Below are 15,371 nucleotides of genomic sequence, written 5' to 3'. Positions count from 1 at the left end.
CCTTTGCGCTTTCCGCCGTCATCATGGGTGGCCTCTGTAGCTACTCGGATACGGCCTTCGCGGCAGGCGAGAAGGACAAAGAGGCCCTCAAGCTCCACGACCAGGCGATGGACGAGGATTACCTCGCCGTCGAGTTCGACAAGGCCGAGAAAAAGCTCAAGGACGCGCTGAAGAAGTGCGGCGACGATGGTTGCAGCCCAAAGGTTCTGGGCAAGCTCCACGTCGCGCTCGGCACCGTCTACGGCGGCTCGAGCAAGCTCGACAAGGCCAAGGAAGAGTTCATCGAGGCCCTCAAGGCCGATCCTTCCGCCTCGCTGATCGAGTCGCTCACCACGCCCGAGCTCACGAAGGCCTTCGAGGAGGCCAAGAAGCAGGCGAAGCCGAGCAAGCCTCCCCCGTCGAAGCCCCCGCCGAGCAGCGAGGAGGGCGACGAAAGCGACAAGCCCGGCGGCGACCTCGAGCACACGCCGATCCCGGAGCAGGCGGTCAACACGCCGGTGCCCGTGTTCATCGAGATCGGCGAGGACGTCACGGTCGCGAAGGCGACGCTCCGGTACAAGCCCTTCGGCGCCTCGAAGTGGACCTCGCTCGAGATGCAGCGCGTCGGCAAGGGCTGGGGCGCGGAGATCCCGTGCGCGGACGTCACCACGACGGGCGACATCAAGTACTACATCGTGGTCACGGACGACAGCGGCGAGCAGCTCAAGGCGGGCTCGCAGAAGGATCCGTACCGCGTCCCGATCAAGCGTGATCTCGAAGGCGACGAGCCCTCGCTGCCGGGCAAGAAGCCCCCGAAGAAGTGCTCGGCGAAGGAAGACTGCCCGCCGGGCCTGCCGGGTTGCGAGAAAAAAGACGACCAAGAGAAGCGCGGCGAGAAGGGCTGGGGCGCGACCTGCGAGGCCGATCAAGAGTGCCAGGCCGGGCTCATCTGCCAGAACGGCCAGTGCGAAGAGGGCAAGCGCGAGGGTGGTGACACCGGCCCCGAGCCTGCCGGCAAGGGCAAGAAGAACATCATCGGGCTCGGCGGCCAGCTCGACCTGATGCTGATCAACAGCGCCGAGAACGTCTGCTCCGGCGACAACGACACGTACTACTGCTTCTACCCCGGCGGCACCGATCGCTTCTTCGGCGATCCCATCTCCGCGCAGGGCACGAACGGCATCCAGGGCGGCTTCGCGCCGGCCGGCGGCCGCGTCTTCGCCTCGTACGATCGCGAGCTCGCCAAGATCGGCTCGGGCACGTTCGGCGCGGGCCTGCGCTTCGGCATCGCGTTCGGCGGGCACCCCTCGTCGGATCAGGCGCCGCCGAACGCGCTGCACCCCGAGATGGTCAACTTCCCGCCCATCCACGGCGAGCTGCGCGCCTGGTACTCGTTCATGGGCAGCCAGTTCGAGCAGGGTCAGATCCGTCCGTTCGGCTTCCTCGGCGTGGGCATCGCGAAGGTCTCGGCGGCCGTGCCCGTCACCGTCTGCGACAAGCTGCTGAAGAGCGGCGAGGACCCGATCGATCCGTCCGACGACTCCTGCCCCGGCAGCACGCCGGCGGTCAGCCGCGACCTCGACGCCTACCAGATCTCGGGCCTCAACTTCGTCTCTCTCGGCGCCGGCGCGACCTACGCCTTCACGCCGAACTTCGGCGTGACCGCCGAGATCAAGGCGATGTTCATGCTGACCACGTTCGCCGTGGTCCTCGCGCCGTCCGTCGGCCCCGTCTTCGCGTTCTAGTCGTTCGTGCTTGGGGGCGTCGCTGCGCTCGCGTAGCTCTCGCCCCCAACGCCCCGAATGTTCGTGTCGTTCGACACGCAACCGAACTCCTCCACAAAAATTCGTCCGTGCACCAACGAACTTCGGTGCGCTGCGCCTTCCGCCGGCGAGCGCTAGAAGATCGTAGGTGAGCTACGAGAGTTTCCAGATCGAGGTGATCGAGCTCGGCAGCCGCGGCGTTCCGCTCACGGTGGCCAACGTAGTTGCGCACCTGCGGACGCCGCCCGCGCGCGTGCAGCAGGGTCTCGACAGGATGGCTCGTGAGGGGCTGCTCGATCTCGAGGTCGACGAGAACGAAGGCTTTGTCGTCTACCGCGTCCGCGGGCTCTCCACGTCGTTGCCGCTCGCGCGCCGACGCGCCGCGAGGCCGAAGCCGATCGACAGCATCACGCCTGTGACGTACACGCGGCCGAGCCTGCGCATGACCCCGCAGAAGAGCGTGACGCTCGCGGTCGTGCTCGGCGCGCTCGTCCCGGGGCTCGGGCTCGCCTACGCCGCTCCGCTGCGCGTGGTGCTGCCCGCGTCGCTGCTCGTGATCGTGTTCGGGAAGTTGCTCGCCCCGCTCTTGATCTTCGCGCCTCTGTTCTGGGTGTTCGCGATCGGCGTGTCCGCGCTCTTCGGCGGCCTCTACGCCGTCCGTTACAACCAGGAAGGGCACCGCGCGCCGCTGCTCTCCTGAAATCGAAACGATCTCGCGACGCTCGACGGGAAGCGTGCGCGCGTGGCTACGAGAGGATCTGGAACAACGACAGCAGCGTGGCTGCGTCGTGGTGCTCGAAGCGGATGCCAACGCGGGTGCGCCGTCCGCCGGGCGTGCCGCGGCGGATCCAGGCGACGGTGCCGTTCAAGCGGAGCGGATCCCACAACGACGGCGTCGTCACCTCCAGCGTGACGGAACTATCGGGGGTCAGCTCGTTTCCTGCCTCTGCAGAGATGTCACGTTCGAGGACCTCGATCCCGGCGCCGCCGAGGCCGAGGTCGCGGATGGTGACACCGCGGGCGCGGCCCTCCTGGTCGAGGAGGGTGGCCTCGAGCTCCATGCGCTTTCGTCCGTGCGCGCGGAAGTGGTCCCGAACGGACATGCAGAAATGATATCTCTATCGTAGAGGCGACACATGCGCGGGCCGCTCGATCCGCTGGATCGGCGAGCGAGCCCAAGCGTGCGGACGCCTCGGTGCAATCGAGGCACGGAAAACTTTTTCCGGCCGGAGGCCGTTACAACGTAGTTGGGTTTGTGTGCGACCTCAAGGTAACATCCGCGCCGCTGCTCGCGCCGGGGCGACCCGGAGCGACCCTTCGTTGATCGAGATGGGAGCTCTACCCTGATGGCTGAGGACACTCGTAAGGACCCGCGGGCGAAGGTGCTCTCGATGACCGTGCGCTACAAGAGCGCCACCGTCGACGAGTTCATCGAGAACCATTCACATGACGTGAGCAAGGGCGGCATCTTCATCAAGACGCCGTCGCCCTTCCCCCCGGGGACGCTGCTCAAGTTCGAGATCCGCATCCAGGAGGAGAAGTCCGTGCTGAGCGGCGTGGGCCGCGTCGTCTGGAAGCGCGATTCGGATCAGTCGACCGATGGGTCGCCCGCCGGCATGGGCGTGAAGTTCATCAAGATCGACGACGACTCGAAGGCGATGATCCAGCGCCTCGTCGACAACCAGAAGGGTGGCCCGAACGCCTACGACGCGGGCAAACCCGAAGGCACGAGCGACGACGGGGACGGAGCCGCGACGCCTGCGCCCGCAGCGGCCGCGTCGAAGACCGGTCCGCGCGCGTCGACGATGCTCGGGCTCGGCGCCGTCGGCGCCGCGGCGAAGGCCGCAGGCAAGCCGACGACGGGCGAGGAGAAGAAGAGCGAGTCGAGCGGCGGCGGAGGATTCTTCCCGTCCACCAATCCCGAGCAGGACATGCCGCCGCCGGAGGAGCGCACCGTGATGCGCCAGGCCGCGGAGCTCCTGAAGCAAGCGCTCGCGGGCACGGGCAGTTCGCTCGACGACGTGAGCGGCGGCAAGATCGAGCTCGCCAAGGAAGCCCCGAAGGCCGAGGAAAAGAAGGCCGAGCCCAAGGCCGAGGAGAAAAAGGCCGAGGAGCCCAAGGCCGAAGCGAAGGCCGAAGAGCCCAAGGCCGAAGCGAAGGCCGAGGAGCCCAAGGCCGAGGAGCCCAAGGCCGAAGCGAAGGCCGAGGAGCCCAAGGCTGAAGAGAAGGCCGAGGAGCCCAAGGCCGAAGCGAAGGCCGAGGAGCCCGAGGCCGAGGCCGAGGAGAAGAAGGCCGACTCCGAGAAGCCGGTCTCGAAGAAGTCCGAGACGAAGGCCGCATCGAGCACGAAGAAGAGCGAAGGCGACGATCGCCGCGAGGCGAAGACCGTCGACGTCCGCGGCACGAAGGCGAAGGCCGGGGAAGGCAAGAGCGGCGGCACCAAGCCCAAGGCGGCCGCGGCGAAGGCGGCACCTCCGCCCCCCGAGCCCGTCGAGGAGAGCAGCGGCGGCGGCGGCCGGATCCTCACGATCCTGCTCATCGCGGCGGCGATCGGCGGTGGCCTCTTCCTCGCGCTCGGCCAGAGCAAGAACGAGACGCCGCCCCCGCCCACCCCGCAGGTCCAGCCGACGGTCAAGCCCGAGGTCAAGGCCACGCCGACGACCGCGCCGACCCCGGAGGTCGTGCCCGCGGCCTCGGCGTCGGCAGCGCCGGAGCCTTCGTCCTCGGCGAACGCAGCGCCCTCCACGACGGCGAGCGCAGCGGCGCCTCCCGCGTCGGCGGCGCCCGCCGCGGAGCCCCCGAAGACGGAGACGAAGACCGAGCCCAAGGCCGAGCCCAAGGCGGAACCCAAGGCCGAGCCCAAGCCCACGGCAGCACCGGCCGAGACCGAGAAGCCGAAGCCGCCGCCGCCGGCGCCCAAGCCTCCCTCGGGCGGCGACGACTACGAGTGATCCCCGTGGGGCGGCTGCGAACCGGCCGCCCGCGGTTCACGCGCTCCCTCCCCTTCCCCTTCCGATTCCTCCTCGCGCCCCCGTGCCCGCTCGCGCTTCGCAGCGCGGGCGGACGCATCGTGTCCATCCGTTAGCGCCGCATCGAGCTGCTTGGTGCGCGCCGCATCTCGCCCGTATCATGCGGACCTGAATGAGCGGCGCTGGGTCGTCGGGTTCCAGGCAGGGCGCAGAGCGCGGCGTGATCGCCGAGGCAGCCACGTTGTATGCGCCGGCATTGCCCGGACAGGCGCCGCGCGCGCGGCCTGCACCACCGAGGCGCAGCCGAGGTGTACAAGCGGTCATCCTCGCAGGCGTGGGGCTCGTGTGCGTCGTGGGGATCGTCGTGCTCGCGGTCATGTTGCGCGGCACGGGGCCGATCGACGCGCTGGAGCAGAGTTCGTCCGTGGCGGAGGTGCATGACGCAGGTTCGGCGCAGGACGCAGCGCCCGTGATCGCAGCGTCGACGCCGGTCGCGACGAAGGAGCCAACGCCGGCGACAAACAATCACGCATCGGCGGAGGAGCTCAGCGCAGCGCGGGAGAAGGGCCCGGCTGCGCTCGCGACGCTCGCAGAGCGGTATGCCGAGGATCCTGCGGTGCTCAAGGCGCTGGTCAGTGCGTACACGCGCGAGAAGGCGAACTACGCCAAGGCGATGACGACCGTGCGCAAGCTCCTCGCCGTCGCGCCGGACATGGCGCGCGATCCAGACGTCAAGCAGGCACTCTTGATCGTGGCGAACGGGCCGGTGGACGTCGCGGCGACGGCGCTCGACATCATGGGGACGGAGATGGGCGCGCGTGGCCCCGAGCTGCTCTACGAGCTCCTCAGCGCGTCGGGTCTCGGCAAGTTTCCGAAGGAACGCGCGACGAGGTTGCTCGCGGATCCCAAGGTCAAAGAGATCGCCGGGCCCGGGCTGCTCATCGCAAACGATCTTCGCGCAGCGACGGGTTGTGATCGCAAGAAGCTCTTCACGCGCGCAGCCAAGGAAGGCGACGAGCGTGCACTCGGGCACCTGAAGCCGCTCCTGGCGACGAAGGGCTGCAGTTGGCACCGCCAGACCGACTGCTTCGCATGCCTCGGCGATCGCAAGGAGCTTCGCGCGACGATCGATGCGATCACGAAGCGCGTGGAGCAGGCGAGCGCTTCGGGCAACTGAGCGGAGGCTCGCTTTGCAGCGTGAGCGCCGGGGTTTTACCCCGGACCCCACGAGGGGCTGTCCGCCCCTCGACCCGGACCAGGGCCAGCCCTGGACCTTTGGTGCATCGACCGCGATGCGGTCGATGCAAGGGAGCGTTGGTTCGTGCCTCGCGAGGGCTCCAGGAGGAGCAAGGTCAACGAGGTCGGGTGCGGGGTGGGCGCAACAGGATTTGAACCTGTGACTTCATCCGTGTGAAGGATGCACTCTACCGCTGAGTTATGCGCCCATTCGAGAGTTTGGCGGGGCGTGGGTCACGCCTTGCGCCGCGGCTCGACGACGGCGACATGACTAGCGCAAGCCATGTCGTCCGACAAGTGTTTTGATGATCGGGACGTTCGGAAGTTTCAACCCCCGCCCCGCGCAGCCGTGACAGCCGCGCGAATGGCCTCGATCCCCCCGTCGATGTCGCTCTCCGAGCAGGCGTACGAGAACCGCACGTACCCCGGGGCGCCGAAGGGCGTACCCGCCACGCTCGCGACGTGCGCCTCTTCGAGCAGCCACATCGCGACGTCGAGGTCGGTCTGGATCGTGCCGCTCTTGTACGGGATGCCGTAAAGGCCCCGGACGTCGGCGAACGTGTAAAAGGCCCCTTCGGGCATCCGACAGCGCACGCCGGGGATGCTGCGCAAGCCCTCGACCATCCGATCACGGCGCTTCGCGAAGGCATCCCGCATGTCGCGCACCGCATCCTGCGGGCCCGAGAGCGCCGCCGTGGCCGCGACCTGCGCGACAGCGGCCGCGTTCGTCGTGCTCTGGCTCTGCACGACGTCGAGCACCTTCGAGAGCTCGGGCGGCGTGATGCTCCAGCCGATGCGCCATCCCGTCATCGCGTACGTCTTGCTCACGCCGGAGATAACGATCGTACGGCTCCGTAGATCCTCCGCGATCGCAGGCACCGACACGTGGCGGAAGCCGTCGTAGGTGAGGTCGGCGTAGATCTCGTCGACGACGAGCCATAGGTCGTGGCGGCGTACGACGTCGAGCAGGGCGCGCAGATCCGACTCCGCGTACGCCGAGCCCGTGGGGTTCGAGGGCGTGCAGAGGATGATGGCCTTCGTGCGCTCGGTGATCGCGCGCTCGAGCGACGCGGCATCCATGCGGAAGCCCTGGTCCTCGCGCGTCTCGACGATCACGGGCGTGGCGCCGACGATGCGGACCTGCTCGGGGTAGCTCACCCAGTACGGCGCGGGGATCACGACCTCGTCGCCGGGCTCGTAGAGGCCGAGGGCCACGTTGAAGAGCGCGTGCTTCGCGCCGCACGACACCGTGATCTCGTTCGGCGCGGGGCGGTAGCCGCGGTCGCGCTCGGTGGCCGCGCAGATGGCGGCCTTGAGCTCGGGCGTGCCGGTGACGGCCGTGTAGTGCGAGACGCCCTTGTCGATGGCGGCCTGCGCGGCGTCGAGCACGTGGCGCGGCGGTTCGAAGTCCGGCTCCCCGACGCTGAAGGGGTAGACCTTGTGACCCTGGCTGCGCAAGCGAGCGGCCTGAGCGGCCATCGCGAGTGTGGCGCTCGGGGCCACGGCGGAGAGACGATCAGCGAGCTTTCGAGGCATCTCTGGGGACCCTTCTCACCTGAACTACGTGCCTTTCCTTGCCGACGCAAGCGGACAGACGGGCTCTCCCCTCGCTCCCGTTCGCACGAGGATCATCTCGTGGATCTCCGGCCCCTCCGTCCGCTGCACGGACCGCGTCCGGAAGCCAAACGGCTCATAGAACCCCATGGCATCCCGCGTGCGCAAGAGCACCGTCTCCGCGCTGCGCACCGCTGGGTGATCCAGGAGCAGCCGCATCAGCGCGCGGCCGAGCCCGCGACCTCGCCACGCATCGTGGACGATCACGTCGTACATCCAGGCGTGCCGCGCGCCGTCCGCGATCGCCCGCGCCGTTCCCACGAGCGCCCCTGAGCGATCCCGCGCGCCGACCCAGGCCGACGACCCCAGCAAGCTCCTGCGAATGTGCTCGGCCGTCGTGCCCTTGCACCAGTACGTACCGTTCAGGAGGGCCGTCGCCGCGTCGGCGTCCGCTTCCCCCATCGCACACACGAGCGTCGCGTCCGCGGGACCTTCGAGGAACGACGGCAGCGCCGCAGACGGGTTCGACGCGCGCACGAGCTCGATCGCCGCGGCGTCCCCCGGCGCGCCCCGCGCCCAGAGCAGATCGAGGAGACGACCGACCTCCGCGGGCGTGCGGTTCTGCCCGAGCTTCGCTTTCCCATCGAGTCGTTCGAGCGAGACGCCAAGCACGAGCACGCCCACGACGGCCTTCTTGTAGAGCGGATGCTCGGCGTCGATCGGCACGTACCCACCCTCGGGCTGGTACTTCTTCATGAGCGCCGCGAGCATCTCGGCCTTCCGGTGCGGCGCCTCGATGCGCTCGATCGTGCCGTGCACCTGCGCGCTGCGGTAGAGCGTGGTGGCCGGGCACGCGCGATCCGGATCGACGAAGTAGCTCGGGATCGAGGCGACGACCTCCTCGGCCGAGATCACGGCGCGCCTGCCGACGACGTCCATCTTCTCGCCCACGGGCGCGCCGTGAAAGAGCAGGTGATCGCCCACGACGACGCCATGCACCACGCGCAGCACGGGCTCGCCCTCGGGCGTCGTCGCGGCGAGGTGCACCACGGGCGCGCGCGCGAGCAGCGCAGCCGCGCTCGCGCGATCCATCCGGAAGATCTCCCTACGCATCGCCGGAAGGTGATCCGGAGCTGGTACCCCGAGAAGGACCAGTTCCGAGAAATCGGGTAGACCAGCCGGGTGCGCGAACATCCCTTCGAGCTCGCCCTGGATCCCTCCCCCGACGTCCCGATCTTCGTGCAGATCACGCGCGCCCTGATCGAGGACATCCGCCGCGGGAGGCTCCGGCCCGGCGCTGCGCTCCCGGGGAGCCGCGCGCTCGCGCGCTCCCTCGGCGTCCATCGCAACACCGTGGTCGCGGCGTACCGCGAGCTCGCCGCGCAAGGCTGGGTCGAGACCCGCAGCGCGACGATGACGTACGTCTCCACCACGATGCCCGACGTCCCACGGCGTCGCGCCTCGCCCACCACGCTCGGCACGATCGCAGCGCGCGCGGGCTTTGATCTCCCGGCGCGTGTCTCTGCCGGTGGCTGGGGGACCGAGGCACCGCCCGGCGCGATCGTGTTCTCCGGGGGCATGCCGGATCTACGGCTCTTGCCCACGGAGATCCTCGCGCGCGCGTACCGGCGTGTGCTGCGTGGCTCAGCGCGACGTCTCTTCGAGTACGGCGACGCGCGCGGGGACGATCGGCTCCGCGCGGCGCTCGCGGACATGCTCGCATCCGTGCGAGGGCTCGGCGCGTCGGCAGGGGACGTGCTCGTCACGCGTGGCAGCCAGATGGCGCTCGATCTCTGCGCGCGCGCGCTGCTCGGGCCCGGGGACGTGGTCGCGGTGGAGGCGCTCGGATATCGCCCCGCGTGGGAAGCGCTCGCGCAGACGGGCGCGCGCCTCGTCCCGCTCCCCGTCGACGCGGAGGGGCTCTCGATCGACGCGCTCGCGGCGCTCGTCGCGCGCGAGCCCGTGCGCGCCGTCTACGTCACGCCGCATCACCAGTACCCATCGACGGCCTTGCTCTCGCCGGCGCGCCGCATCCGCCTGCTCGATCTCGCGCGCGCGCACCGCATGGCGATCCTCGAAGACGACTACGATCACGAGTTCCACTACGACGGCCGCCCGGTCTTGCCGCTCGCGAGCGCCGATCGCGCGGGCGTCGTCGTCTACATCGGCACGCTCTCGAAAATTCTCGCGCCGGGCCTGCGCATCGGCTTCGTCGTCGCGCCCGCGCCGCTCGTGGAGCGCCTCGCTGCGATCCGCACGTTCGTCGATCGGCAGGGAGATCTCGCGCTCGAACGCGCCGTGGCCGAGCTGCTCGAAGACGGCGAGGTGCAACGCCACACGCGCCGCATGCGCCGCATCTACCAGGCGCGGCGCGACGTCCTCACGGAGGCGCTGCGGAGCAGCCTCGGCGACGCGGTCGAGCTCGCCCCGCCGCCAGGCGGCATGGCCATGTGGGTCCGTGTCGCGCCGGGGATCGACGTCGACGCCTGGGCCGAGCGCGCCCTCGCTCGTGGCGTCGTCATCCACCCTGCGCGTCGCTTCGCCTTCGACGGCCGCTCGCGCCCCTTCTTCCGGGCTGGATTCGCTGCGCTCGACGAGCGCGAGATCCACGAGGGCATCACGCGCCTCCGCGCGGCGCTGCCCACGAAGGGCGCCACGCGGGCTGCTTCATGAAGTGCTTCGTTACTTGATCTGCGCCGCCGACTCGTCTTTGCCCGGCGCCACGTCGACACCCGGCTTCTTCTCGTCGTGCTTGATCGAGTAACGCACGAGCGCGCGAAGGATGTCGTTGCGGCTCACGTTGCCGACGATCGCTTTGACGTCCTCGTAAATCGAGGGATCCACGAGCAGCGCGCCCACGGTCCCCTTGCCCTTGCGCATGTCGGCGACGATCGCCCGCAGATCCGCGGTCATCGCCGTGACGTTCGCCAGGGCCTCGGCGCCGTTGCCCTTGCCGCCGTAGAGCACGTCGTGCGCGAAGCTGTCGCTCTCGCGGATGCCCTTGAGCGTGGACGCGACCTCGCCCGCCGCCGCGCCGAACTGCGCGATCTCCTTCTGCGGGCCGTCGCCGTAGATGATGTCGTGCGCGAAGCCGGGCCCCGCCTTCACGCGCGTCACCACGCCGCGCACCTCGGCCAGCGTGAGCGCGAGCTCCGCGCTCGCCCGATCGATGTTCTGCAGCGTGCGCGAGATGCGCTCGGCTTCCTCTTTGTCCGTCAGGAACTTCCTCGGGTAGCCATCGCCCTCGGCCACGTCCTTGAGCAGCTTGTTCATCGACGACACGCTGCCGCGCAGATCCTGGTGCAAGCGTTCGTCCGCGAGGCTCTCGCTCATCTTCGAGATGTTGCCGAGCGCCGCGTCGGCCTTCGACGTCATGCCCTGCGCGATGCCCATCAGATCCGTGGGCTCCTCGCTCAGGATCTCGCCGCCGGGCGGGACAGCCTCCGGCGATTTGCCCTTCGAGATCTCGATCATCTTGTCGCCGAGCAGGCCCTTCGCAGCGACACGCGCGATGCTGTCCTTGCGGATGCGCTCGGCCTCGGCCTTCACGACGTCGAGCTCGACGTACACGAGGGCCTCCGCCTGGCCCGGCCGGTAGCCGACCTTCTTGACGTTGCCGATGTCGATGCCGCCCATGCGCACCGGCGCGCCGGGCTTGAGGCCCTGCACGTCCGAGAACGTCGTCGTGAACTTCACCGACGAGCTGAAGAAGCGCCGCTCATCGCCGATCAAGAAGATCACCAGCGCGGAGAAGAGCAGCCCCGCCAGCACGAAGAGCCCGACCTTGACGTCGCGCGACCTGTTCATCTGCACCCTGTTCGGCGGTGGGGGCTACGCTTGGCATCGCCAAGCTGCACACCCACACCCCCCGCATATTGCGCGAAGAAGCCCCGCTCGTCACGCACGGAGGAGCGTCTCGACGTCCTCGTTGACCGGGGCGATGCCGTTGATGAAGTTCTTCACGCGCGGATCGCTGGACTGCTGGAACTCGTCGACCCGCCCCGAGAGGATGATCTCGCCCGCCTGCACCATGGCCATGCGGTCGGAAATCGTGAACGCGCTCTTCATGTCGTGCGTGACCACGATGCTCGTCACGTCGAGCGCCTTCTTGAGCCCACGGATCAGGTGGTTGATGCGCTCGGTGTTGATCGGATCGAGCCCGGTCGTCGGTTCGTCGTAGAGCAAAACCTCGGGCTGCACCGCGATCGCCCGCGCGAGCCCGACGCGCTTCTTCATGCCACCCGAGAGATCCGAGGGGCGCATCGCCTCGATGCCCGGCAGCCCCACGAGCGAGAGCGCCCAGTCGACGCGCTCGGCGATCTGCGTCTCGGTCATCTCGTCGCGGTAGTGCTCGTGCAGCCCATACGCGACGTTCTCGCCCACCGAGATCGAGTCGAAGAGCGCGGCGCCCTGGAAGAGCATCGCGATCCGACGGCGAATGAGGCGCGCCTTCGCCTCCTTCATCTGCGTGATGTCCTCGCCGTGGAACGTGATCGCGCCGCCATCGGCTTCGAGCAGGCGGATCAAGAGCTTCAGCATCACGCTCTTGCCCACGCCCGAGCCGCCGATGACGGTGAGCGTCTCGCCGGGAAACACCTCGAGGTTCAAGCCCCGGTAGATGACCTTCGGGCCGAACGCCTTGCGCACATCGCGGAACCGGATGATCGGCTCGCTCACGGTCATCCTTCTTAGCTCGTTCGCTCCACGCGATCGATGCGGATCTCGACCGCGCTGCCACCCCGGAACGTGTCGCGCCGGAGCCGGCCCACGATGTCCACGCGCCCGCCCGACAGGCCACTCGAAAGGGCCCCGAGCTCGTACCCGAACGCGCCGATCACGTGCCGCCTGAGCGAGATCTCCAGCTTGAGGTGGCCCTTGATCACGCGCGACACGCGCACGGGCGCCCCACGCACGAGCACCCGCGGCGCCCGGTTGCCCTGCCCGCAAGGCTCCAGCCGCTCGAAATCTCGCGCCACCACGGCTGGCTCGTCGCGGTCGTCGAGGCGCACGTCCGCTTCCCCTTCGAGCGGGCCCAGGTTCAGCGCGCCAAGCGCGACCGCCGCGTCGCACCAGAGCACGCGCAGCGCCTCGACCCGATCCGCCCGCACCTCGACGCCCGCCGCAGCCTGATGCCCGCCGAACCCGACGAGCCCAGCACGCGAGAGCACGAGCGCGTCGTGGAGCGGAAACCCCGCCGGCCCGCGCACCGATCCGCGCCCCGCCGCGCCGTCGAGTGCCACGACGATCGTAGGCTTTCCGAACTTCGACGCCACACGCCCCGCCACGATCCCCACGATCCCCGGGTGCCACCCCTGGCGCGCGAGCAAAATGGCCGGCTCCTTCGCCCAGCCGTTCGCCTCGATCTCGCGCAGGGCCTGCCCGATCATCTCCTCCTGGATCGCGCGCCGCTGCGCCGTGAGCTGCTCGATCATCGCCGCGATCCCGGCCGCGCGCGTGCTGTCGCGTTCGAGCAGGAGCGCGAGCGAGAGATCCGGATCGTCGAGCCTGCCCGGCGCGTTGAGGCGCGGCGCGACGCGGAACGCGATGTCGTCCGCGCTCACGCCTTGGCCGAGATCCAGCCGCGCGAGCTCGGCCAAGGCCCGCAGGCCCGGCCGCGCGCCTTGGCCGAGCACCGCGAGCCCGGCCCGCACGAGCGCGCGGTTGTCGCCGACGAGCGGCGCCACGTCGGCCACGGTCCCGATCGCCACGAGATCGAGCCACTGCCGCATGTCGAGGTTCGCGCCGAGCGCCCGCCGCACCGCCGCGCCGAGCGAGAGCGCGAGCCCGCACGACGCGAGCCCCTTGAATGGAAAGCCGCACTCGGGCCGATGCGGGTTCAAGAACGCGAGCGCAGGCAAGGGCTCCGCGGGCACGAGGTGATGATCGATCACGAGCGTCTCGATGCCGTAGCTCCGCGCCGTTGCGAGCCGCTCGTGATCACTCGATCCGCAGTCGCACGTGACGAGCAGCGTCGCGCCCGTCTGCCGCACGCGCTCGAGCGCCTTCGCGTTGAAGCCGTAGCTCCCGTCCTTGCGCGTCGCGAGCAGCGGCACGACGTCACCGCCGAGCGCGCGGAGCACCTCGGTCACGATCGCGCACGACGTGATCCCGTCGCAGTCGTAGTCGCCGAAGACGGCGACTTTCTCGCGGGCGCGGATCGCTCGCGCGAGGCGATCGGCGCTGAGCTCGCGATCCGCCATCGCGTCGGGCGGCGTGAGGTGGGCGAGGCGCGGATCGAGGAAAAGACGCGTCTCGGGGTCGGCGCGGCGCCCCGCGCGGAACAAGGCGTCGGCGACCGTGATCGAGAGCCCGAGCGCCCGCGAGAGCTCCAGCGCCTCGACAGAGGCCTCGCCCGGATCACGGATCGCGTCTTCGCGCGCCAAGTTTGCCGCGGCGACCGGAAGGAGGAGGCCACGCGCCTGGGAATCCGTCGCCTGTGTCCACGCGGCGTCGCTCAGCATCCGTGAGATCCACGCGTAGCGCAGCCCCCGTCCAGAGTCCATGCCGGTCGGAAAACCTCTGCGTTTGGCGCGGCTGGTTCCTGGAAAAACGAAACGCCCCGCGGTGAAGCACACCGCGGGGCGTCTTGCTTGGCGGGGAAGAGCGAGGTCTAGACCACTGCGTCGGCGCGCTTGACGGCCTTCGTGCGGGTGACCTTCTTCTGCGCCGTCGCCTGGCCGCCGAAGAACCTGCGGTCGATCCACTCGGTGAACGGCGCGGCGACGTAGATCGACGAGTACGTGCCGACCAGGATGCCGATGAGCAGGGCGAAGGCGAAATCCTTGATGACGCCGGTGCCCCACACGAGGAAGCACACCATCGAGAGCGACGTCACGCCGGAGGTGATGATCGTCCGGCCGAGCATCTCGGAGATCGACAGGTTGATGATCGACGAGAACGACATGTTCCGGTGCTTCGTCAGGTTCTCGCGGATACGGTCGTAGACGACGACCGTGTCCGTGATCGAGTACCCGACGATGGTCAGCATCGCGGCGACCGTGGAGAGCGTGATCTCGCGGTGCGTGATGATCATGGCCCCGAGCGCGATGCCGACGTCGTGGACGAGCGCGAGGATGCCGCCGGGCGCGAACCGGAGATCGAACCGGAACGCGATGTAGGCCATGATGAACACGATCGCGATCGCGATGCTCTTGATGGCCGCGTCGCGGAGCTGCGCGCCCGCCTTGGGGCCGATCCACTCGACGCGCAGCGCGCGCTCGGGCACGCGGTCGGCGCCGAGCTTGTTGCGCAGGCCGTCGAGGAGCTGATCGCCGCGCGACTTGAGCTGCGCCTCGACCTTGTGGTCACGCGCGCTCACCACGACGGGGTTGTTCTCGCCCGTGCGCAGCTCCACGCCCGGGATGCCCGTGAGCTGGGCGCGGATGGCCGCGAGGTCGGGCTCGACCTCGTAGCGCATCGTGACCTTGTCGCCGCCGGGGCTGAACTTGACCTCGCTGGCGCGCACGTTCGCAGGGCAGCGCGCCTCGAAGTCCGCGCTCGGCGCCGTGCCCTCGGGCAGGGAGCAGAGCTTCTGCCGGATCGCCTCTTTCTGGTCCTCGCCGAGGGCGCTGACCTCTTGCACGCGGATCAGGTAGCGGTGCGTGTCCTCGGCCCCGCTGTCCTTCACGCGGATGACGTCCGGCGCCTCGAAGCCGAGTGACTCGACGGCCGCGCGAACGTCGCCCGCCTCCGTCGCCTTGAGGAAGGCGACCTCGAGCTCCGTGCCGCCCTTGAAATCCGTGCCGAGGTGGGGGCCCGGCTTGAAGAACGTGACGATCGAGGCGAGCAGGAGCAGCGCGCTGAGGCCGATGAAGAGCCAGCGCTTGCCCATGAAATCGAACTGTCGCCCAGGCTTGATGAATTCCATGTG

At 69.2% G+C, this 15,371-nt stretch carries 12 protein-coding genes and 1 tRNA gene; 5 read left to right on the top strand and 8 right to left on the bottom strand.

Annotated elements, in window-relative coordinates; translation table 11 throughout:
* The first annotated feature begins 23 nt into the window (after window positions 1–23).
* Together E8A74_RS20210 and E8A74_RS20205 are read left to right on the top strand one after the other, a co-directional pair.
* On the top strand, window positions 24–1,724 hold the full coding sequence (locus tag E8A74_RS20210) for an early set domain-containing protein (protein ID WP_136930673.1): 1,701 nt from the start codon (window positions 24–26) through the stop codon (window positions 1,722–1,724).
* Window positions 1,725–1,890: 166 nt separating this feature from the next.
* The gene (locus E8A74_RS20205) at window positions 1,891–2,442 is read left to right on the top strand and encodes a hypothetical protein (protein ID WP_136930672.1); all 552 of its coding nucleotides are present in this window, start codon (window positions 1,891–1,893) and stop codon (window positions 2,440–2,442) included.
* Window positions 2,443–2,488: 46 nt separating this feature from the next.
* Here E8A74_RS20205 and E8A74_RS20200 read toward each other — a convergent pair whose 3' ends face one another.
* A complete protein-coding gene (locus E8A74_RS20200) occupies window positions 2,489–2,845 on the bottom strand; it encodes a PilZ domain-containing protein (RefSeq protein ID WP_136930671.1) in 357 nt (118 codons plus the stop codon).
* A 243-nt stretch (window positions 2,846–3,088) separates the two neighbouring features.
* On the opposite strand from E8A74_RS20200, the gene E8A74_RS20195 reads away from it, so the two are divergent.
* On the top strand, window positions 3,089–4,693 hold the full coding sequence (locus tag E8A74_RS20195) for a TIGR02266 family protein (RefSeq protein WP_136930670.1): 1,605 nt from the start codon (window positions 3,089–3,091) through the stop codon (window positions 4,691–4,693).
* A 190-nt stretch (window positions 4,694–4,883) separates the two neighbouring features.
* Window positions 4,884–5,888 (top strand): hypothetical protein, encoded by a 1,005-nt coding sequence (locus E8A74_RS20190; RefSeq protein ID WP_136930669.1) that lies wholly within the window; start codon window positions 4,884–4,886, stop codon window positions 5,886–5,888.
* 196 nt (window positions 5,889–6,084) lie between these two features.
* Here the strand turns inward: E8A74_RS20190 and E8A74_RS20185 are convergent.
* From E8A74_RS20185 to E8A74_RS20175, 3 genes are all read right to left on the bottom strand, one after another.
* Window positions 6,085–6,156, bottom strand: a tRNA-Val gene (locus E8A74_RS20185).
* Between the two features lie 118 nt (window positions 6,157–6,274).
* Window positions 6,275–7,483 carry a pyridoxal phosphate-dependent aminotransferase gene (locus E8A74_RS20180; RefSeq protein WP_136930668.1) on the bottom strand — a complete coding sequence of 403 codons (1,209 nt, stop codon included), beginning with the start codon at window positions 7,481–7,483 and terminating at the stop codon, window positions 6,275–6,277.
* Between the two features lie 24 nt (window positions 7,484–7,507).
* The gene (locus E8A74_RS20175; protein ID WP_136930667.1) at window positions 7,508–8,614 is read right to left on the bottom strand and encodes a GNAT family N-acetyltransferase; all 1,107 of its coding nucleotides are present in this window, start codon (window positions 8,612–8,614) and stop codon (window positions 7,508–7,510) included.
* 69 nt (window positions 8,615–8,683) lie between these two features.
* Here E8A74_RS20175 and pdxR point away from each other — a divergent pair, with 69 nt between their 5' ends.
* Window positions 8,684–10,174 (top strand): MocR-like pyridoxine biosynthesis transcription factor PdxR, encoded by a 1,491-nt coding sequence (pdxR, locus tag E8A74_RS20170; RefSeq protein ID WP_136930666.1) that lies wholly within the window; start codon window positions 8,684–8,686, stop codon window positions 10,172–10,174.
* 9 nt (window positions 10,175–10,183) lie between these two features.
* Here the strand turns inward: pdxR and E8A74_RS20165 are convergent, their stop codons facing one another.
* The 4 genes from E8A74_RS20165 to secF all read right to left on the bottom strand — a co-directional run bounded on the left by E8A74_RS20165 (window position 10,184) and on the right by secF (window position 15,368).
* Entirely contained in the window at window positions 10,184–11,308 is a 1,125-nt protein-coding gene (locus tag E8A74_RS20165; RefSeq protein WP_136930665.1) for an MlaD family protein, read from the bottom strand.
* Between the two features lie 90 nt (window positions 11,309–11,398).
* Window positions 11,399–12,178: an ABC transporter ATP-binding protein gene (locus E8A74_RS20160; RefSeq protein ID WP_136930664.1), complete on the bottom strand. Its 780-nt coding sequence runs from the start codon at window positions 12,176–12,178 to the stop codon at window positions 11,399–11,401.
* 11 nt (window positions 12,179–12,189) lie between these two features.
* Entirely contained in the window at window positions 12,190–14,004 is a 1,815-nt protein-coding gene (gene recJ, locus E8A74_RS20155; RefSeq protein WP_232379665.1) for a single-stranded-DNA-specific exonuclease RecJ, read from the bottom strand.
* A 107-nt stretch (window positions 14,005–14,111) separates the two neighbouring features.
* The gene (secF, locus tag E8A74_RS20150) at window positions 14,112–15,368 is read right to left on the bottom strand and encodes a protein translocase subunit SecF (protein ID WP_136930663.1); all 1,257 of its coding nucleotides are present in this window, start codon (window positions 15,366–15,368) and stop codon (window positions 14,112–14,114) included.
* Window positions 15,369–15,371 lie beyond the last annotated feature (3 nt).

This window comes from Polyangium fumosum (assembly GCF_005144585.1).
GTDB lineage: Bacteria > Myxococcota_A > Polyangia > Polyangiales > Polyangiaceae > Polyangium > Polyangium fumosum.
The sequence above is the reverse complement of the archived record's forward strand: the minus strand, read 5'-3'. Positions and strand labels throughout refer to the sequence as shown.